We start from the raw sequence: 18,504 nt of genomic DNA, 5'->3' as shown, positions 1-18,504 counted from the left end.
AATGGCTTGGCGCGCAGCCGATAATCGGGCGGCCATGAACCTGCTCGCCTTCGACACCAGCACCGACACCCTGTCCATCGCCGTGCAGCAGGGCGGCCAGGTGCACGAGCACAGCGGCCCGGGCGGCGCCCAGGCCTCGACCACGCTGATCCCGGCCATCCGCGCCCTGCTGGCGCAGGCGGGCCTGTCGTTCGCCCAGCTCGACGCCATCGTCTTCGGGCGCGGGCCGGGCTCGTTCACCGGGCTGCGCACGGCCTGCGCGGTGGCCCAGGGCCTGGCCTTCGGTGCGCGCGGCGGCCAGGGCGTGCCGGTGCTGCCGGTGGACACCCTGCTGGCCGTGGCCGAGCAGGCACGCGCGCAGCATGGCTGCACCCGCGTGCTGGCCACGCTGGATGCGCGCATGGACGAGGTCTATGCCGCGCCCTTCGAATGGCAGGACGCTGCCGGGCACTGGCTGGCGCCCCAGGACTTCGGCCTGAGCGCGCCCGAGGCCGTCGCAGTGGAGCCCGGCTGGACGGTGGCCGGCAACGCCCGGGCGGCCTATGGCGAGCGGCTGGCGCCGCAGGCGCCCCATGTGCATGCCCTGCCCACGGCCGCGGCCCTGCTGCGCCTGGCGCCCGCGCTGCTGGCGGCCGGCGCCGCCGTGCCCGCCGACGCGGCGCTGCCGCGCTACATCCGCGATAAAGTGGCGCAAACCACCGCCGAACGGGAGGCCGCCCGCCGCGCCGCCCCGGCCCACCAACCATGAGCGCCATTCCCCAGCCCCCCATGGCCATCGAGGCCGGATTCGAGCCCATGACCCCGGCCTGCCTGGACGCGCTCATGCCCATCGAACAAAGCGCCTACGACCACCCCTGGACGCGCGGCAACTTCATCGACGCCATGGCCTCGGGCTACCAGGCCCAGCTGCTCATGGCGGACGGGCAGATCCTGGGCTACTTCGTCGCCATGCGCGGCGTGGACGAGGTGCACCTGCTCAACATCACCGTGGCGCCGGCCTTCCAGCGCCAGGGCTGGGCCCAGGTGATGCTGGACGCGCTGGCCCTGTGGGCGCGCGGCCTGGGCGCGCAATGGCTGTGGCTGGAGGTGCGCATGAGCAACGAGCGCGCCCGCCATATCTACGAAACCCACGGCTACCGCCGCGTGGGCGAGCGCAAGCGCTACTACCCGGCCGCGGACGGCCAGCGCGAGGACGCCGTGGTCATGAGCCTGCCGCTATGAGCCTGGAACTCGACGCGCGCCAACGCGCCATGCTGCAGGAGATGGGCATCGCCGTCTGGGCCCCGCCACCGGCCCGCCCGGCCCCTGCCGCCGCACCGCAACCCGCCGCCGCAAGCGACACGCCCCCGGCGCAAACCGTGGCGGCCATGCCGGCCCCCCAGCCCGCCGCGGCGCCCCCCGGCGTGCGCCGGCCGCCCATGGCGGCGCACGCGCCGACGCCCCCCGTGCGAGCCGCTGCAGTTGGCGGCGCGGCCGGCTCCGCCCAGGGCGGGCTGCTGCTGCGCGAACCCCAGGCGCTGTACCCGCAGGCCGACCACGCGGCCACGCCGCCGGAACTGGGCACGGGCTGGCTGGTCGTGCTGGAAAACCCCACGCCCGGCGAGCCCCTGGCGGGCGACACCGGCCGGCTGCTGGACAACATGCTGCGCGCCATGCGCCTGCACCGGCATCCGCGCGCCTACCTGGCCGCGCTGGGCCGCCCCACCCCCGGCCAGCCCGCCGAGGGCGTGGAGCCCGCCACCGGCCTGCCGCAGGCCCTGGCCCAGCTGCGCCCGGCCATGGTGCTGGTGCTGGGCCTGGGCGCGGCGCGCGCGGTGCTGGGCAGCCGCGAGCCGCTGGGGCGCCTGCGCGCGGGCGTGCACCGCCTGGCGGACGGCACGCCGGCCGTCGTGAGCTACGACCCGGCCTACCTGCTGCGCGCCCCCGAGGCCAAGGCCGCCGCCTGGGCCGACCTGTGCCGCGCGCTGGCGCTGGTGCGGCTCGAAGCCACCCGCTGAGCGGCACCGCCGCCCTCCCCGTTCGCCGCCCCCGCCCGGTACCCCGCTGACGGGGGCGCCCGCCGTGCGCGCCCGTCCTACACGGGTTTTCCCTGTATCGCATGCCACCCCCTCCCTGCCCACAATGCCTATGCAAAACAGTTCATAGGCAAGGCGTCCCCTGCCCCGGGCGCCGGTACCCAAGGAGACGTTCATGCAAAAGGTGTTGCACATCAACGCCGACAAGTGCACCGGCTGCCTGCAGTGCGAGATGGCCTGCTCCTTCGAGCACTACGGCGTGTACGCCACCGCCAAGTCGCGCATCAAGGTCTTTGACTTCCACACCACCGGCAAGAAGGTGCCCTACACCTGCACCCAGTGCGACGAGGCCTGGTGCCTGCACGCCTGCCCGGTGGAGGCCATCACCGTGGACCGGCCGAGCGGCGCCAAGGTCGTCAGTGAATCGACCTGCGTGGGCTGCAAGGTCTGCACCATCGCCTGTCCCTTCGGCACCGTGAACTACGTGGCCGACACCGGCAAGGTGCAAAAGTGCGACCTGTGCCACGACCGCGCCGAAGGCCCGGCCTGCGTGGAGGCCTGCCCGACCACGGCCATCACCTACATCGACGCCAACTGGACCGGGCTGGAGCGCATGAAGCAGTGGGCCGACAGGCTCGGCAATCAAGCCAATTCGCCCGCCGGCGCTTGACCATCAAGCGCCGACAGCTATCAATCAAGGAGCACACATCATGTCCTGGGCTGGCAAGATTCTGCGCGTCAACCTGAGCGCGGGCACCGTCACACCCGAGCCGCTGAACATGGACTGGGCCCGCCAGTACATCGGTTCGCGCGGCCTGGGCTCCAAGTACCTGGTGAGCGAGATCGACCCCAAGGTCGATCCGCTGTCGCCGGACAACAAGATCATCTGGGCCACGGGGCCGCTCACGGGCACCATGGCCTCCACGGGCGGGCGCTACACCGTCATCACCAAGGGGCCGCTCACGGGCGCCATCGCCTGCTCCAACTCGGGCGGCTACTGGGGCGCCGAGCTGAAGATGGCCGGCTGGGACATGATCATCTTCGAGGGCAAGTCCCCCAAGCCTGTGTACCTGTACGTCCACGACGACCTGGCCGAGTTGCGCGACGCCGCCGACCTGTGGGGCAAGAGCGTCTGGGAGACCGAGGAACACCTCAAGACCACGCTGCAGGACCCGCTGACGCGCATCTCCGGCATCGGCCGCGCGGGCGAGAACCAGGTGCTGTTCGCCGCCGTGGTCAACGACCTGCACCGCGCCGCCGGGCGCTCGGGCGTGGGCGCGGTGATGGGCAGCAAGAACCTCAAGGCGATCGCCGTGCGCGGCACCAAGGGCGTGGGCAACATCCGCGACCCCAAGGCCTTCATGGCCGAGACCTTCGCGCGCAAGAAGATCCTGCACGACCACCCCGTCACCGGCCAGGGCTTGCCCACCTTCGGCACGCAGGTGCTGATGAACGTCATTAACGAGGTGGGCGCACTGCCCACGCGCAACCACCGCGACGTGCAGTTCGAGGGTGCCAAGGACATCTCGGCCGAGGCCATGGCCACGCCGCGCGCGAGCGACGGCAAGAAGCAGCTGGTGACCAACCAGGCCTGCTTCGGCTGCACCATCGCCTGCGGGCGCATCAGCAAGATCGACGAGACGCACTTCACCGTGCAGAACAAGCCGCAGTACTGGGGCGCCAGCGGCGGCCTGGAGTACGAAGCCGCCTGGGCGCTGGGCGCGGCCAACGGCGTGAACGACCTGGAATGCCTGCAGTACGCCAACCTGCTGTGCAACGAGCAGGGGATCGATCCCATCAGCTTCGGCGCCACCGTGGGCGCGGTGATGGAGCTGTACGAGATGGGCGTGCTGACCAAGGAGCAGATCGGCATCGAGGCGCCCTTCGGCTCGGCCCAGGCGCTGGCCTTCCTGGCCGAGGAAACGGTGAACGGCCGCGGCTTCGGCAAGGAGGTGGGCCAGGGCTCCAAGCGCCTGTGCAGCAAGTACGGCCACCCCGAGCTGTCCATGTCCTCCAAGGGCCAGGAGTTCCCGGCCTACGACGGCCGCGCCATCCAGGGCATCGGCCTGGCCTATGCCACCAGCAACCGCGGCGGCTGCCACCTGCGCGGCTACACCATCGCCTCGGAGATCCTGGGCATTCCGGTCAAGACCGAGCCCACGGCCACCGAGGGCAAGCCCGAGCTGGTCAAGGCCTTCCAGGACGCGACGGCGGCCTTTGACTCGGCCGGCGTGTGCATCTTCACCACCTTCGCCTGGAGCCTGCCCGACCTGGCACCGCAGCTGCAGGCCGCCTGCGACGAGGGCTTCAACGTGCAGGAGCTGGAGAAGATCGGCGAGCGCATCTGGAACATGGAGCGCGAGTTCAACAACGCCGCCGGCTTCACCAAGGCCGACGACAGCCTGCCCCGGCGCCTGCTGACCGAAGCCGCCAAGACCGGCGGATCGCAGGGCGCCGTCAGCCACCTGCCGGAGATGCTGCCCAAGTACTACGCCGTGCGCGGCTGGGACGCCGAGGGCCGGCCCACGCCGGAGACGCGCGCGCGGCTGGGGCTGTGAGGGGGCGGCGCGCGCAGATACCAGGCAAAACAGGCCGAAGCGCCCGCTCCACAAGCGCCAATAGCTATTGAATATATAGCATTCATACCATGCACCACCTGATCCTGGGGGCCGGCCCGGCCGGCGTCATCGCGGCGGAGACCCTGCGCAAGCACGCGCCGGGCGACCGCATCACCCTGGTGGGCGACGAGGCCGAGCCGCCCTACTCGCGCATGGCCATTCCCTACCTGCTGATGGAGCACATCGGCGAGAGCGGCACCTACCTGCGCAAGCGCGCGGACCATTTCGCGGCCCAGCGCATCGAGCGGCTGCAGGGCCGGGCCACGGCGGTGGACGCGCCGGGCCGCACGGTCACGCTGGACAACGGCGACACCCTGGGCTTCGACCGCCTGCTCATCGCCACCGGCTCGCACCCCGTGCGCCCGCCCATCCCGGGGCTGGACCTGCCGGGCGTGGAGACCTGCTGGACGCTGCGCGATGCGCGCGCCATCGCCGCGCGGGCCCGGCCCAGCGCGCGCGTGGTGCAGATGGGCGCGGGCTTCATCGGCTGCATCATCATGGAGGCGCTGAAGCAGCGCGGCGTGCGGCTGTCGGTGGTGGAGATGGGCGACCGCATGGTGCCGCGCATGATGGGGCCGGTGGCCGGCGGCATGATCCGCGACTGGTGCGAGCGCCAGGGCGTGGCGGTGTTCACGGGCCGCAAGGTCGAGCGCATCGAGCCGGGCGACGGCGACGCGCTGCGGGTGCACCTGTCGGGCGGCCAGGTGCTGGAGGCCGACCTCGTCATCAGCGCCACCGGCGTGCGCCCGGCCATCGGCTTTCTGGCCGGCAGCGGCATCACCTGCCTGCAGGGCGTGCTAACGGACGAGCGCATGCAGACCAGCGTGCCCGGCATCTACGCCGCGGGCGACTGCGCCGAGGCCTTCGACCCCTTCACGCGCAAGACCGTGGTCAGCGCCATCCAGCCCAACGCGGCCGAGCAGGCGCGCGTGGCCGCGCTCAACATGGTCGGGCGGCCCACGGCGCTGGCGGTGGTCACGCAGATCAACGTGCTGGACACGCTGGGGCTCATCTCCACCAGCTTCGGCAACTGGCAGGGCGTGCCCGGCGGCGAGCATGCCGAGCTGACCGACGCGGCCGCCGGCAGGCACCTGAGCCTGCAGTTCGAGGGCGACCGGCTCGTCGGCTGCAACTCGGTGGGCATGACCCAGCATGTGGGCGCCATGCGCGGCCTGGTGGAGGGGCGGGTGCACCTGGGCCCCTGGAAGGACCGGCTGCGGCGCGACCCCACGCGGATCATGGAGGCCTACCTCGCCAGCGCCCAGGCGCAGGGCGCCTGGAGCGGTCCCCAGGATGCACGCCGGCGCTGAGGATTGCTATTCAAAACATAGCTACCAGCGCTTGCCACATGGGCGCAAAATGCCGATTTGACTGCAAAGACAGGCCGACCGAGACCGTATGCGCATCACCTTCAAGCTCTTCGCATCGCTGACCGACTACCTGCCGCTCGAGGTCCGGCCCGGCAACCAGATGCCGCTGGACGTGGCCCCCACGGACACCATCAGCCAGATCATCGCGCCCTTCCGGCTGCCGCCCCAGCTGGTGCACCTGGTGCTGGTCAACGGCCGCTACATCCCGCCCGCCGCGCGCGCCAGCACCACGCTGAGCGAGGGCGACGCGCTCGCCATCTGGCCGCCCATCGCCGGCGGCTGAGCGCGTGGCGGACTGGCCCGACCGCTTTGCGCGCGACATGAGCTGCTCGCGCGCCGAGTGGCAGCGGCTGCTGCGCCAGGCGCTCACGGGCCTCGACTGGCGGCCCGAGGGCGAGGCACAGGCGCGCATCACCCTGGACGGCGGCGCGCTGACGCTGCGCTGGGCCGACGGCCCGCCCCGCTGCATCGCCCTGCTGCGCCTGCCCACGCTGCGGCTGCACTTCGCCTTCGACGGCGTAACCCCTGCCGCGCGTCGGGCCTTCATGCGCCACCTGGACCTGCACACCCACCGCGGCGGCGGCTGAGGCGCCATCACCGCCGCACGCCTGTCATGCATGGGCGTTCCAATCGGGGGCCGGTGCGATAATCCCCGGCTTATTCATCACGACGAGACAGCTCCGTGGAAACCTACCCCAGTTGGTAGCTTTCAGCCTCCCGGCCTGCCGAGGGGTTGAAAGCGCCCCGCCCCCCGCAGACGCCACAAGAATCAGGGAGAGTGAGCCATGCTCAACATCTTTACGCTCGCCAATGGCCGGCTGGTCCAGGAAGAAATCGAATCCCTGGAAGAGCTGGCCCGCTTCCAGCCGATCTGGGTGGACCTGGAGTCCCCCACGCTGGAAGAGAAACGCTGGATCAAGCAGCACTACGGCCTGTCCATCCCCGAGGATGCGATGGACGAGGACATCGAGGAATCCGCCCGCTTCTACGAGGAAGACAACGGCGAACTGCACATCCGCAGCGACTTCCTGGTGGATGTGTACGACGAGCCGCGCTCGGTGCGAGTGGCCTTCATCCTGAACCTGGTCAACGACGAGCTCAAGAGCAAGGGCGTGCTGTTCTCCATCCACGACGAGGACGTGCCCGTGTTCCGCCTGGTGCGCATGCGCGCGCGCCGCGCGCCCGGCCTAATCGAGGATGCCAAGGAGGTGCTGCTCAAGCTCTTCGACGCCGACGCGGAATACTCCGCCGACACGCTGGAGGGCATCTACGACGACCTGGAGCAGGTCAGCACCCAGGTGCTGGCCGGCGACGTGACCGACGCGCGCGCCGGCGAAGTGCTGGCCGCCATCGCGCGCCAGGAAGACCTGAACGGCCGCATCCGCCGCAACGTCATGGACACGCGCCGCGCCGTGAGCTTCATGATGCGCAGCAAGATGCTCAACGCCGAGCAGTTCGAGGACGCGCGCCAGATCCTGCGCGACATCGAGTCGCTGGACAGCCACACGGCCTTCCTGTTCGACAAGATCAACTTCCTGATGGACGCCACGGTCGGCTTCATCAACATCAACCAGAACAAAATCATCAAGATCTTCTCCGTGGCCAGCGTGGCGCTGCTGCCGCCGACGCTGATCGCCAGCGTCTACGGCATGAACTTCCAGTTCATGCCCGAACTGAACTGGGAATACGGCTACCCCTATGTGGTGGGCCTCATGGTGGCCAGCGCCGTCGTGCCCATGCTGTACTTCCGCAAGCGCGGCTGGTTGAAGTAGGAACACCCCCTGAGGCGCTGCGCGCCTTCCCCCTCTCTCTCGCATCGCTGCGCGCTGCGGGAGGGGGGACGACGCCAGTGGCCTGGCCAAGCCAGTTCCACGGCGCCTGCTGGTGCGGCCTGCTCCGCGGCCATCGGACTGGAAAGGGCGCGCCAGTTTCAAGCCAAACAGGCCTCTGGCGCTTGTGCATCAAGCGCCAACAGCTCTCATTTTGGGAGCATCTGCACGAAGCGCTGCACGATGTGGTCCGCATAGCGGCTGGCCACGTTCTGCACGAAGTGCGCGAAGTCCACATGCGCGCTGTCGTCCGCGCGGTCGGAGATGGTGCGCACGGCGGCGAAGGGCAGGCCGTAGTCGCGGCAGACCTGGGCCACAGCGGCGCCCTCCATTTCCACGGCCAGCACGTCGTGGTCCGCCGCCAGCAGCGCGGCGCGCAGCGCGCTGGACTCCTGGGCGGTGGACACGAAGCGGTCGCCGCTGGCCATCAGGCCATGGTGCACCTGCGGAGCCCGCGCCGCCGCCGGCAGATCTGCGGAGAAATGCGCCCCAGCGTCTGCCAGATAGGCGCGCGCCGCCTCCAAAAGCAGCGCATTCAAGGCCGCGTCGCAGTCCATGCGCGCGCGGCCGTAGCCGGGCACCTCCCAACGCGGGAAGATGGGCGAGGCGTCGAAATCATGCTGCAGGTAGTCCTGCGCCACCACCACGTCGCCCACCTGCACGCCCTCGCCCACGCCGCCGGCCACGCCGGTGAACACGATGCGCGCGGCGCCGAAGCGCTCGGCCAGCACCGCGGCCGTGGTGGCCGCCGCCACCTTGCCGATGCCCGACAGCGCCAGCACCACGGGCTGGCCGTGCAGGCGGCCGCGCCAGAAGCTGCGGCCCGCGTGCTGCAGTGGCTCGGGTTGCTGCAAGGCGTGCATGAGGCCGCCCTGCTCTTCGGGCAGGGCGCTGAGGATGGCAGTGGTCATGAAGGTCGGGGCCCGGCGTAAAAAAGCCGGGATTATCCCGGCTGTGGCGCGGCAGGAGCCCGCGCGAGGCGCGGGGGCTCTCGGCCTATTTCTTGTCGCGCAGCTCGCGGCGCAGGATCTTGCCCACGGGGGTCTTGGGCAGCTCGGTGCGGAACTCGATCACCTTGGGCTGCTTGTAGCCCGTGAGGTTGGTGCGACAGAAGTCCTTGACCTGCGCCTCGGTGAGCGCCGGGTCCTTCTTGACGATGACCAGCTTGACGGCCTCGCCGGTCTTCTCGTCGGGCACGCCGACCACGGCGCACTCCAGCACGCCGGGCATCAGGGCCACCACGTCTTCCACCTCGTTCGGGTAGACGTTGAAGCCGCTGACCAGCACCATGTCCTTCTTGCGGTCCACCACCTTGAAGTAGCCGCGCTCGTCCATGATGCCGATGTCGCCGCTCTTGAAGTAGCCGTCCTCGGTCATGACCTTGGCGGTCTCGTCGGGCCGCTGCCAGTAGCCGGCCATGACCTGCGGGCCCTTGATGGCGATCTCGCCGGGCTGGCCGGAGGCGGAGATGTCGCGCCCCTCGTCGTCAAGGATGCGCATGGAGGTGCTGGGCAGCGGCACGCCGATGGTGCCCGAGAATTCCTTCACGGTGACCGGGTTGCAGCTGGCCGAGGGGCTGGTCTCCGACAGGCCGTAGCCCTCGCAGATCGGGCAGCCCGTCTTCTCCAGCCACAGCTTGGCCACGGCCGCCTGCACGGCCATGCCGCCGCCGACCGAGACCTTCAGGTTCTTCCAGTTGACAGTGTTGAAGTCGGGGTGGTTGGCCAGGCCATTGAACAGCGTGTTCACCGCGGGGAAGCTGTGGAAGGTGTGCTTGGACAGCTCCTTGAGCACCGCCTGCAGGTCACGCGGGTTGGGAATCAGGATGGTCTTGCCGCCCGTGTGCATGGACAGCATCATGTTCACCGTGAAGGCGAAGATGTGGTACAGCGGCAGCGCACAGACGGCCGTGGGCTGCTCGTTCGCCGGGATCTTGCTGGTGGCGGGGGCGTTCCAGGCCTCGGACTGCAGCACGTTGGCGATCACGTTGCGGTGCAGCAGCACGGCGCCCTTGCTCACGCCCGTGGTGCCGCCCGTGTACTGCAGCAGCGCGATGTCGTCGGGCTTGATCTCGGGCTGGCTCAGCGTGGCCGAGGCGCCCTTGGCCAGCGCGTCGTTGAAGCGCACCGCGCCCGGCAGCTGGTAGTCCGGCACCAGCTTCTTGACGTTGCGCACCACGTAGTTGACGAGCAGGCCCTTCAGGAAACCCAGCCGGTCGCCCATGGCGCACAGCACCACATGCTTGACCGCGGTGTTGGCGATGCAGGCCTGCAGCGTGGCGGCGAAGTTCTCGATGATGACGATGGCCTTGGCGCCCGAGTCCTTGAGCTGGTGCTCCAGCTCGCGCGGCGTGTACAGCGGGTTCACGTTCACGACCACGAAGCCCGCGCGCAGCACGGCGGCCACGGCCACCGGGTACTGCGGCACGTTGGGCATCATGAGGGCCACGCGGTCGCCCTTCGCCAGGCCCAGGCTCTGCAGGTAGGCGGCCAGCTGGCGGCTCTGCGCATCGGTCTCGCCGTAGCTGACGTCCTGGCCCATGAAGCTGTAGGCGGTGCGGTTCGCATAGTCGCGAAAGGCCCGCTCCATCAGCTTCACCAGCGATGCGTACTGCGTCGTGTCGATGTCGGCGGGCACGCCCTGCGGGTACGCGCCAAGCCAAGGGCGATCGGTCATAGATATGTCTCCTGGAATCTTCTAGTTACGGATCACGCGCAAAGTGCGGCGGATTGTGTCCGCGCCGCCGGCTTTGCGCGCCTGGAATTACCCTAGCGCAGCCGCCGGCAGGCGTTACTCCACGGCCTTGCCGATGTCCTCGACGACCTTCTTGGCGTCGCCGAAGACCATCATGGTCTTGTCCATGTAGAACAGGTCGTTGTCCAGGCCCGCATAGCCGGCGGCCATGGAGCGCTTGTTGACGATGACGGTCTTGGCCTTGTAGGCCTCGAGGATGGGCATGCCGTAGATGGGGCTGCCCTTGACGAGCGCGGCGGGGTTCACCACGTCGTTGGCGCCCAGGACGATGGCCACGTCGGCCTGGCCGAACTCGCCGTTGATGTCCTCCATCTCGAACACCTGGTCGTAGGGCACCTCGGCCTCGGCCAGCAGCACGTTCATGTGGCCCGGCATGCGGCCGGCCACGGGGTGGATGGCGTACTTCACCGCGATGCCCTTGTCGGTGAGCTTCTGCGCCAGCTCCTTCACCGCGTGCTGGGCGCGCGCCACGGCCAGGCCGTAGCCGGGGACGATGACCACCGACTCCGCCTGGCTCAGCAGGAAGGCCGCGTCGTCGGCGCTACCGCTCTTGGCCGTGCGCTGCACGGCGCCGCCCGCCGTGGCCGCGGTGGCGTCGCCGCCGAAGCCGCCCAGGATCACGTTGAAGAACGAGCGGTTCATGGCCTTGCACATGATGTAGCTCAGGATCGCGCCCGAGCTGCCCACCAGCGAGCCCGCGATGATGAGCATGCTGTTGTTCAGCGAAAAGCCGATGCCCGCCGCCGCCCAGCCCGAGTAGCTGTTGAGCATGGACACCACCACCGGCATGTCGGCGCCGCCGATGGGGATGATGATGAGCACGCCCATCACGAAGGCCAGCGCCAGCATGGCGAAGAACGCGGTCCAGTTCTCGGTGAACATGAACACCAGCCCCAGGCCGATGGTGGCCAGGCCCAGCACCAGGTTGAGCAGGTGCTGCCCGCCGAACACCACGGGTGCGCCCTGGAACAGGCGGAACTTGTACTTGCCCGACAGCTTGCCGAAGGCGATGACCGAGCCGCTGAAGGTGATGGCGCCGATGGCCGCGCCCAGGAACAGCTCCAGCCGGTTGCCCAGCGGAATGGGCTGGCCCTTGGCCACGATCTGGAAGGCCCAGGGCTCGGCCACGGCCGCGATGGCGATGAACACCGCCGCCAGGCCGATCATGCTGTGCATGAAGGCCACCAGCTCGGGCATCTTGGTCATCTCCACGCGCTTGGCCATCACCGCGCCCGCGCCTCCGCCCACCACCAGGCCGGCCAGCACATAGGCCATGCCCAGGCCCTTGTCGCCAGCCAGTTCCACGATGAGCGCCGCCGTGGTCAGCACGGCGATCGCCATGCCGGCCATGCCGAACAGGTTGCCGCGGATCGACGTGGTGGGATGCGACAGCCCCTTGAGCGCCTGGATGAAACAGACGCTGGCCACCAGATACAGCAGCGTGACGAGATTCATGCTCATGTCGAACGCTCCTTATTTAGTAGCGCCTTGCGCACTACCGCCGGTCGTTTTGCGCTCTTTCTTCTTGAACATCTCCAGCATGCGCCGGGTGACCAGGAAGCCGCCGAACACGTTCACCGCCGCCAGCGCCACGGCCAGCACGCCCATGCTCTTGCCCAGGGTGGTCTCGGTGAGCGCCGCGGCCAGCATGGCGCCGACGATGACGATGGCCGAGATGGCGTTGGTCACCGCCATGAGCGGCGTGTGCAGCGCCGGGGTGACGGTCCACACCACGTGGTACCCCACATAGATGGCCAGCACAAAGATGATCAGGTTGATCAACGTGGGCGAAACCGACTCCATCACAACGCTCCTTGAGAAAGGGCCGCCGCGGCGGCCCCGGTTGACAACGGGAAACGCCTATTCCGGCAAGGCCTGCGGAAACGGCGGAACGACGAAACGGCCGTCGAGCATGGTGATGCTCTGACGCGCCGCCAGCGCGAGCTGCTCCACCCACGCCTGCGCCGGACGGCCCGCGTGCAGGAAGTCCTCGTTGTTGCGCGTGGCCGGGCGCAGCAGCCGCTGGTCGGCCAGCATGTCCACGGACACGTAGCCGCCCTCAGGCGTGGAGTAGCGGTACGACACATGCGCATAGGGCTTGGTCGGCACGGCCTGGTGCCGGCCCAGCCACTGCGCCAGCGCCGGGCGGCTCTGGGCCAGGTAGTCTCCGGCATCGGCACGGCGCTTGTAGCGCAGGCAGTCGATGCGCACCGGGCTGCCGCGCGCGGCGTCTTCCACATGCACGCCCTTTTGCGCGGGGCAGGCCGCGGTCCACAGCGTGGTGTCGCGCGGGTCGTTCGTGGCGTTGGTCTGCACCAGCAGCGCCGCCAGCGGCGCCTTGTCCGGGCCGCGCAGCACCATGGCACGCGACTGCATGGGCAGGTCGCGCGCGGTGTCGTCGGGGAGCATGTCGAAGCGCTCCTCTTCGCCGCCCAGCGGCTCCCACTGGCCGGGCGGCAGCTGGAGTTCTGCGCGGCCCACGCGCACCAGATCGGATTGCATGGGTGCGCAGGCGGCCAGGAACGACAGGGCGGCCAGGGCCAGCACGCAGCGGCCAGGGCGGGAACGGGAGAAAGTCAAAACGGAAATCCTTTGCGGTTGTACATCGGTGCGTCAGGCGCGCGTGACCGCGCCCTCGTGCGCCACCAGGCAGGCGACGACGATGTCGTCTTCGCGGTTCAGGTGCAGTGCGCCCTCGCCGTTGATGATGAGTTTGAGGAAGTCGAGCACGTTGCGTGCATACAGCGCCGAGGCGTCGGCCGCCACCAGCGCGGGCAGGTTGGTCTCGCCCACCAGGGTCACGCCGCGGTGCACCACGGTCTGCCCGGCCTGCGTGAGCGGGCAGTTGCCGCCCTGCGCGGCCGCCAGGTCCACGATCACCGAGCCGGGCTTCATGGACTCGACCATCTCCTGCGTGACCAGCACCGGCGCGGGGCGGCCGGGGATCAGCGCCGTGGTGATGACCACGTCGGCCTGCGCCACGCGCTTGGCCACCTCGGCCTTCTGGCGGTCCAGCCAGCTTTGCGGCATGGGGCGGGCGTAGCCGCCCACGCCCTCGGCGGCTTCACGTTCCTCGGGCGTCTCGTAGGGCACGTCGATGAACTTGGCGCCCAGCGACTCCACCTGCTCCTTCACGCTGGGGCGCACGTCGCTGGCCTCGATCACGGCGCCCAGGCGCTTGGCCGTGGCAATGGCCTGCAGGCCCGCCACGCCCACGCCCAGGATCACGACGCGCGCGGCCTTCACCGTGCCCGCGGCCGTCATGAGCATGGGAAAGAAGCGCTGGTACCTGTCGGCCGCGATCATCACGGCCTTGTAGCCGGCGATGTTGGCCTGGCTGGAGAGCACGTCCATGCTCTGCGCGCGCGTGGTGCGCGGCGCGGCCTCCAGCGCATAGGCCGTGACGCCGGCCGCCGCCAGGCGCTGCAGGCCCGCGGCATCGAAGGGGTTGAGCATGCCCACCACCGTGCCGCCGGCGCGCAGCTGCGCGGCCTCGCCCTCGGACGGGGCGCGCACCTTGAGCACCAGGTCACAGCCCCAGGCGCCGGCCGCGTCCGTGATCTCGGCACCGGCGGCCTCGAAGCCCTGGTCGGTGACGCTGGCGGCCACGCCGGCGCCGGACTGCACCCGCACGGTGTGGCCCTGGGCCTTGAGTTTCTTGATGGTCTCGGGCGTAGCGGCAACCCGCGTTTCGCCAGCCAGGGTCTCGGCGGGCACACCTATCAGCATGTCATCTCCTCCTGCACTTCCTGCGCTGCGTATTTCTACTTACCGTGAGCTTACATGAAGAATTTTGCGCCTCCGACACGCGCGCGACATGGCGTGGCGCCGGCGCCATGGCGCCCCGGCTTGCGGGCACAAAAAAGGCCCGGAGCCTGCGGGCTCCGGGCCTGACAGGGGCGCCCCCGGCCTGGTACGGCCGGGGCCATGCGCCCTGCATCAATGCACGACCTGCTGGAGTGCACCGGCGGCGTACTTGGCCGCCATGTCGACCAGCGTGTAGCCCTTGATCTTGGCGGCCTGGCCCTCGCAGCCGAACTCCAGGTAGCGCTGCTTGCAGATGGCCTTGGCGGCCTCGCGCGCCGGCTTCATCCACTCGCGCATGTCGAACTTGTCCGGGTTCTCGGCCTGGAACTTGCGCACCGCGCCGGTCATGGCCAGGCGGATGTCGGTGTCGATGTTGATCTTGCGCACGCCGTGCTTGATGGCTTCCTGGATTTCCGCCACGGGCACGCCGTAGGTTTCCTTCATCTTGCCGCCGAACTGGTTGATCAGGGCCAGCAGCTCCTGCGGCACGCTGGACGAACCGTGCATCACCAGGTGGGTGTTGGGAATGCGGGCGTGGATTTCCTTGACGCGGCTGATTGCCAGCACGTCGCCCGTGGGCGGGCGGGTGAACTTGTAGGCGCCGTGGCTGGTGCCGATGGCAATGGCCAGGGCGTCGAGCTGCGTGGCCTGCACGAACTGCGCGGCTTCTTCGGGGTCGGTCAGCAGGGCCGAGTGGTCCAGCTTGCCCACGGCGCCCACGCCGTCTTCCTCGCCGGCCAGGCCGGTTTCGAGCGAGCCCAGGCAGCCCAGTTCGCCCTCGACGGTGGCGCCGATCTTGTGGGCCATGGCGACCACCTGGCGGGTCACCTCGACGTTGTAGGCAAAGTCGGACGGGGTCTTGCCGTCTTCGCGCAGCGAGCCGTCCATCATCACCGAGCCGAAGCCCAGGTTCAGCGCGCCCTGGCAGATGGCGGGGGAGGTGCCGTGGTCCTGGTGCATGACCAGGGGAATGTGCGGATAGGCTTCGCTGGCCGCGGCGATCAGGTGCTTGATGAAGCTTTCGCCGGCGTATTTGCGGGCGCCTGCGCTGGCCTGCAAGATCACGGGCGCGCCCACCTCATCGGCGGCGGACATGACGGCCTGCACCTGCTCCAGGTTGTTGACGTTGAAGGCGGGAATGCCATAGCCGGCTTCAGCGGCATGGTCGAGCAGTTCGCGCATCGAGACGAGAGGCATGGGGAGGATCCGTTCGAAGGTTGAGAGGGAAAGCGGAAGTAACCGCTCGGTAACCCGCAATTTTAACCGCCCACGCCACCCCGCCCCAGGGGCCCGGAACGCACCCGGGGCGCCCGGCCCCGGTGCCCGGCCGCGCTCAGCGTGCCCGGCAGATCTTGAGCATGTTCGTGCCGCCCGGCGCGCCCATGGGCTCGCCGCAGGTGATCACATACAGGTCGCCCTGCTGCACGATGTTGCGCATCTTCAGGTGGCTCTCCGCCTGGTCCAGGGCGGTGTCGCGGTCGGCGCTGGTGTCCATGAGCAGCGGGCGCACGTTGCGGAACATGGCCATGCGCCGCTGCGTGGCCACCTTGGGCGTCAGCGCGTAGATGGGAATGTGGATGCGGTGACGGCTCATCCACAGGGCCGCGGAGCCGCTCTCGGTCATGGCCACGATGGCCTTGGCGCCCAGGTGGTGGGCCGTGAACAGCGCACCCATGGCGATGGACTGGTCGATGCGCCCCGCCGTCTGGCCATGGAAGTCGGTATCGCGGCCCGGGTCCTCGGCGGCCTCGGCCGCGGCGCAGATCTTGGCCATCTCCTGCACCGTCTCCAGCGGGTACTTGCCGGCGGCGGTCTCGGCGCTGAGCATCACGGCATCGGTGCCGTCCAGCACGGCGTTGGCCACGTCGCTCACCTCCGCGCGGGTGGGCACGGGGTTGGTGATCATGCTCTCCATCATCTGCGTGGCGGTGATCACGACCTTGCTCATGTCGCGCGCCATGCGGATCATCTTCTTTTGCAGCGCGGGCACGGCCGCGTTGCCCACCTCCACGGCCAGGTCGCCACGCGCCACCATGATGCCGTCGCTCACGCGCAGGATTTCCTCCAGGCGCGGAATGGCCTCGGCGCGCTCGATCTTGGCGATCAGGCCCGGCTTGTGGCGGTACTCGGCCGCCGCCACGTTGCACAGCTGGCGCGCCATCTCCATGTCGGTGGCGTTCTTGGGGAAGCTCACGGCGACGTAATCGGCCTGGAAGCTCATGGCGGTCCTGATGTCCTCCATGTCCTTGCCCGTGAGGGCCGGCGCCGTGAGGCCGCCGCCCTGCTTGTTGATGCCCTTGTTGTTGGACAGCTCCCCGCCCACCTTCACGGTGGTGTGCACGGCCTCGCCGCGCACGGCATCCACGCGCAGCACGATCAGGCCGTCGTTGAGCAGCAGCACGTCGCCGGCCCTCACATCGCGCGGCAGCTCCTTGTAGTCCAGGCCCACGCCCTGCAGGTCGCCGGGCTCGGTGCGCGAGGCATCCAGCACGAATTGCGCACCGGACTCCAGCATCACCTTGCCCTCGGCAAACTTGCCCACGCGGATCTTGGGGCCCTGCAGGTCGGCCATGATGGCCACCTCACGGCCCGCACGCTGGGCTGCGGCGCGCACCGTGGCGGCGCGATCAATATGGTCCTGCGCCTTGCCATGGCTGAAGTTCAGCCGCACCACGTTCACGCCCGCGCGGATCATCGCCTCCAGCAACGCCGGATCGCTGGAGGCGGGGCCGAGGGTGGCAACGATCTTGGTGGCGCGGCGCGTGGGCATGGGGAAGTCTCCTGGTTTCATGGCAAAGAAGCGGGTCGTGTAATTGAATTTCAATTCTTACACGAAGCGGTTACATGCCGATTACCGACCGGCGCATGCAGGCAATCACCCTGCCTTTTCTTCTTCAAAGTGGAACACCTTGCTCACGATCTGCCAGCGCCCGTCCAGCCGGACGAGCGTGAGAAAGTCCGTGAAATGCCGCGGCGCGATGGAACACTCGACCGAAGCAAAAGCGGTAACCGGCCCCGCAAACCCCATCGAAAGGATGCGGTCCGTGCGAGGTTGCCCCCGGCTGGCGGGCGAGGGGCGTTGGTCCACCACCGAGAAATACCGTTCCATGCCGAGGTGCAGCAGCTCCCCGCTGGTGGCGCTGCAATAACGGGCCTCGGGATGGAACACCTGCGCCAGCCTGCGCGTGTCGCTGTGGTGCAGCCCGTCGAAGTAGGTCTGCAGCGCAGCCACCACACCTGCGAAATCGGGCGCGGCGGTCATGGTGCCTGCCTCCTGAACTCGGGCACGAGCAAACCGCCCACGCCCCAGTTGTCGAGATCAATCTCCTGGATCACCACGTGCGTGGTCGCCGGCTTTTTATCGAGCACACGCACCAGCAGTTCCGTCACGCCAGCAATGAGTTCTGCTTTCTGCGCACGGGTCACCCCTTCCCGGGTGATCTGGATGTTCACGTAAGGCATGGTGGCTCCTTTCATCCGAGGCGGCGCGCGGCCTGGGCAACGCGCTCGCCAAACAGCCGTGCCGTGGCCAGGTCGCCCAGCACCATCTCGTCCGGCGACGCATCTGACGGCGTGGTGGTCATCAGGCCCGCGAAGGAGGCGAGGTAGTTGATGTCGTTGCGCCCGGCGGCCTTGGTGTTGCTCGGCGGCAAGGCCGTGCCCGCCCAGAGCATGCCGTGCTGCTGGGACAGCGAGAACAGGGTGTAGAGCGTCGTCAGCTTGTCCCCGCTCATGCCCGCGCTGTTGGTGAAGCCGGCCGCCAGCTTGTCCTTCCAGCCCTGCCGCGCCCAGACGGAAGAACTGGCGTCCGCGAACCGCTTGAACTGCCAGCTCACGTTGGCCATGTAGGTCGGCGCTCCGAACACGATGGCCCGGGAGGCATCCAGCTGCGCCCATCCTTCGGGGCCCAACTGGCCCTCTCCGTCAAGCGCGAGCAAAACGCCACTGCTGCCGTCGGCTACGGCCTCTGCAACTCTGCGGGTATGGCCGTAGCCACTGTGAAAAACGATGGAGATGAGAGAAGTCATTGGGTTTTTCAGAACAAGGGAATTGAGGATTCGCCAAGGTTATGAAATACATAAAGACAGATAAACTCACTTCATAGAACCTC

The 18,504-nt window shown here is 68.9% G+C and carries 20 protein-coding genes; 9 read left to right on the top strand and 11 right to left on the bottom strand.

Annotation, left to right across the window (positions count from 1 at the left end; translation table 11 throughout):
• Positions 1 to 34 precede the first annotated feature (34 nt).
• The 9 genes from tsaB (at position 35) to corA (ending at position 7,775) form a co-directional block, all read left to right on the top strand.
• Entirely contained in the window at positions 35 to 748 is a 714-nt protein-coding gene (gene tsaB / locus BP68_RS04540) for a tRNA (adenosine(37)-N6)-threonylcarbamoyltransferase complex dimerization subunit type 1 TsaB (protein ID WP_496369426.1), read from the top strand.
• Positions 745 to 1,221: a ribosomal protein S18-alanine N-acetyltransferase gene (gene rimI, locus BP68_RS04535; protein ID WP_496369425.1), complete on the top strand. Its 477-nt coding sequence runs from the start codon at positions 745 to 747 to the stop codon at positions 1,219 to 1,221. Before tsaB ends, rimI begins: the two co-directional genes overlap by 4 nt.
• The gene (locus BP68_RS04530) at positions 1,218 to 1,997 is read left to right on the top strand and encodes a uracil-DNA glycosylase family protein (RefSeq protein ID WP_496369424.1); all 780 of its coding nucleotides are present in this window, start codon (positions 1,218 to 1,220) and stop codon (positions 1,995 to 1,997) included. The genes rimI and BP68_RS04530 overlap by 4 nt, the downstream gene beginning before the upstream one ends.
• A 193-nt stretch (positions 1,998 to 2,190) precedes the next feature.
• Positions 2,191 to 2,685 carry a 4Fe-4S dicluster domain-containing protein gene (locus BP68_RS04525; RefSeq protein ID WP_496369423.1) on the top strand — a complete coding sequence of 165 codons (495 nt, stop codon included), beginning with the start codon at positions 2,191 to 2,193 and terminating at the stop codon, positions 2,683 to 2,685.
• A gap of 40 nt (positions 2,686 to 2,725) precedes the next feature.
• A complete protein-coding gene (locus tag BP68_RS04520; protein WP_496369422.1) occupies positions 2,726 to 4,573 on the top strand; it encodes an aldehyde ferredoxin oxidoreductase family protein in 1,848 nt (615 codons plus the stop codon).
• A gap of 89 nt (positions 4,574 to 4,662) precedes the next feature.
• Positions 4,663 to 5,943: an NAD(P)/FAD-dependent oxidoreductase gene (locus BP68_RS04515; RefSeq protein WP_496369421.1), complete on the top strand. Its 1,281-nt coding sequence runs from the start codon at positions 4,663 to 4,665 to the stop codon at positions 5,941 to 5,943.
• Positions 5,944 to 6,031: 88 nt separating this feature from the next.
• Positions 6,032 to 6,286 carry a sulfur carrier protein ThiS gene (gene thiS / locus BP68_RS04510; RefSeq protein ID WP_496369420.1) on the top strand — a complete coding sequence of 85 codons (255 nt, stop codon included), beginning with the start codon at positions 6,032 to 6,034 and terminating at the stop codon, positions 6,284 to 6,286.
• 4 nt (positions 6,287 to 6,290) lie between these two features.
• Positions 6,291 to 6,590, top strand: coding sequence for a hypothetical protein (locus BP68_RS04505; RefSeq protein ID WP_496369419.1), 300 nt, complete (start codon positions 6,291 to 6,293; stop codon positions 6,588 to 6,590).
• Positions 6,591 to 6,788: 198 nt separating this feature from the next.
• Positions 6,789 to 7,775, top strand: a complete 987-nt coding sequence (corA, locus tag BP68_RS04500; RefSeq protein WP_496369418.1) for a magnesium/cobalt transporter CorA — start codon at positions 6,789 to 6,791, stop codon at positions 7,773 to 7,775.
• Between the two features lie 206 nt (positions 7,776 to 7,981).
• On the opposite strand, the gene BP68_RS04495 is transcribed toward corA, so the two are convergent.
• The 11 genes from BP68_RS04495 to BP68_RS04445 all read right to left on the bottom strand — a co-directional run bounded on the left by BP68_RS04495 (position 7,982) and on the right by BP68_RS04445 (position 18,421).
• Entirely contained in the window at positions 7,982 to 8,743 is a 762-nt protein-coding gene (locus tag BP68_RS04495; RefSeq protein ID WP_496369417.1) for a 5'-methylthioadenosine/adenosylhomocysteine nucleosidase, read from the bottom strand.
• Between the two features lie 85 nt (positions 8,744 to 8,828).
• Complete coding sequence (locus BP68_RS04490; RefSeq protein WP_496369416.1) at positions 8,829 to 10,508, bottom strand: long-chain-fatty-acid--CoA ligase; 1,680 nt, start codon at positions 10,506 to 10,508, stop codon at positions 8,829 to 8,831.
• A gap of 114 nt (positions 10,509 to 10,622) precedes the next feature.
• On the bottom strand, positions 10,623 to 12,047 hold the full coding sequence (locus BP68_RS04485) for an NAD(P)(+) transhydrogenase (Re/Si-specific) subunit beta (protein WP_496369415.1): 1,425 nt from the start codon (positions 12,045 to 12,047) through the stop codon (positions 10,623 to 10,625).
• 12 nt (positions 12,048 to 12,059) lie between these two features.
• Entirely contained in the window at positions 12,060 to 12,389 is a 330-nt protein-coding gene (locus BP68_RS04480) for an NAD(P) transhydrogenase subunit alpha part 2 (protein WP_496369414.1), read from the bottom strand.
• Positions 12,390 to 12,446: 57 nt separating this feature from the next.
• Positions 12,447 to 13,166: a hypothetical protein gene (locus tag BP68_RS04475; protein WP_496369413.1), complete on the bottom strand. Its 720-nt coding sequence runs from the start codon at positions 13,164 to 13,166 to the stop codon at positions 12,447 to 12,449.
• 33 nt (positions 13,167 to 13,199) lie between these two features.
• Positions 13,200 to 14,315, bottom strand: coding sequence for a Re/Si-specific NAD(P)(+) transhydrogenase subunit alpha (locus BP68_RS04470; protein ID WP_496369412.1), 1,116 nt, complete (start codon positions 14,313 to 14,315; stop codon positions 13,200 to 13,202).
• A 210-nt stretch (positions 14,316 to 14,525) separates the two neighbouring features.
• Entirely contained in the window at positions 14,526 to 15,590 is a 1,065-nt protein-coding gene (gene fba / locus BP68_RS04465; RefSeq protein WP_496369411.1) for a class II fructose-bisphosphate aldolase, read from the bottom strand.
• Positions 15,591 to 15,726: 136 nt separating this feature from the next.
• Positions 15,727 to 17,163 carry a pyruvate kinase gene (gene pyk / locus BP68_RS04460; RefSeq protein ID WP_496369410.1) on the bottom strand — a complete coding sequence of 479 codons (1,437 nt, stop codon included), beginning with the start codon at positions 17,161 to 17,163 and terminating at the stop codon, positions 15,727 to 15,729.
• Positions 17,164 to 17,268: 105 nt separating this feature from the next.
• Positions 17,269 to 17,655 (bottom strand): nuclear transport factor 2 family protein, encoded by a 387-nt coding sequence (locus BP68_RS04455; protein WP_496369409.1) that lies wholly within the window; start codon positions 17,653 to 17,655, stop codon positions 17,269 to 17,271.
• Positions 17,652 to 17,855 carry a tautomerase family protein gene (locus BP68_RS04450; protein ID WP_496369408.1) on the bottom strand — a complete coding sequence of 68 codons (204 nt, stop codon included), beginning with the start codon at positions 17,853 to 17,855 and terminating at the stop codon, positions 17,652 to 17,654. The genes BP68_RS04455 and BP68_RS04450 overlap by 4 nt, the downstream gene beginning before the upstream one ends.
• Before the next feature lie 11 nt (positions 17,856 to 17,866).
• The gene (locus tag BP68_RS04445; RefSeq protein WP_496369407.1) at positions 17,867 to 18,421 is read right to left on the bottom strand and encodes a flavodoxin family protein; all 555 of its coding nucleotides are present in this window, start codon (positions 18,419 to 18,421) and stop codon (positions 17,867 to 17,869) included.
• Positions 18,422 to 18,504: the final 83 nt, after the last annotated feature.

Source organism: Diaphorobacter oryzae DSM 22780, assembly GCF_059568935.1.
The sequence above is the reverse complement of the archived record's forward strand: the minus strand, read 5'-3'. Positions and strand labels throughout refer to the sequence as shown.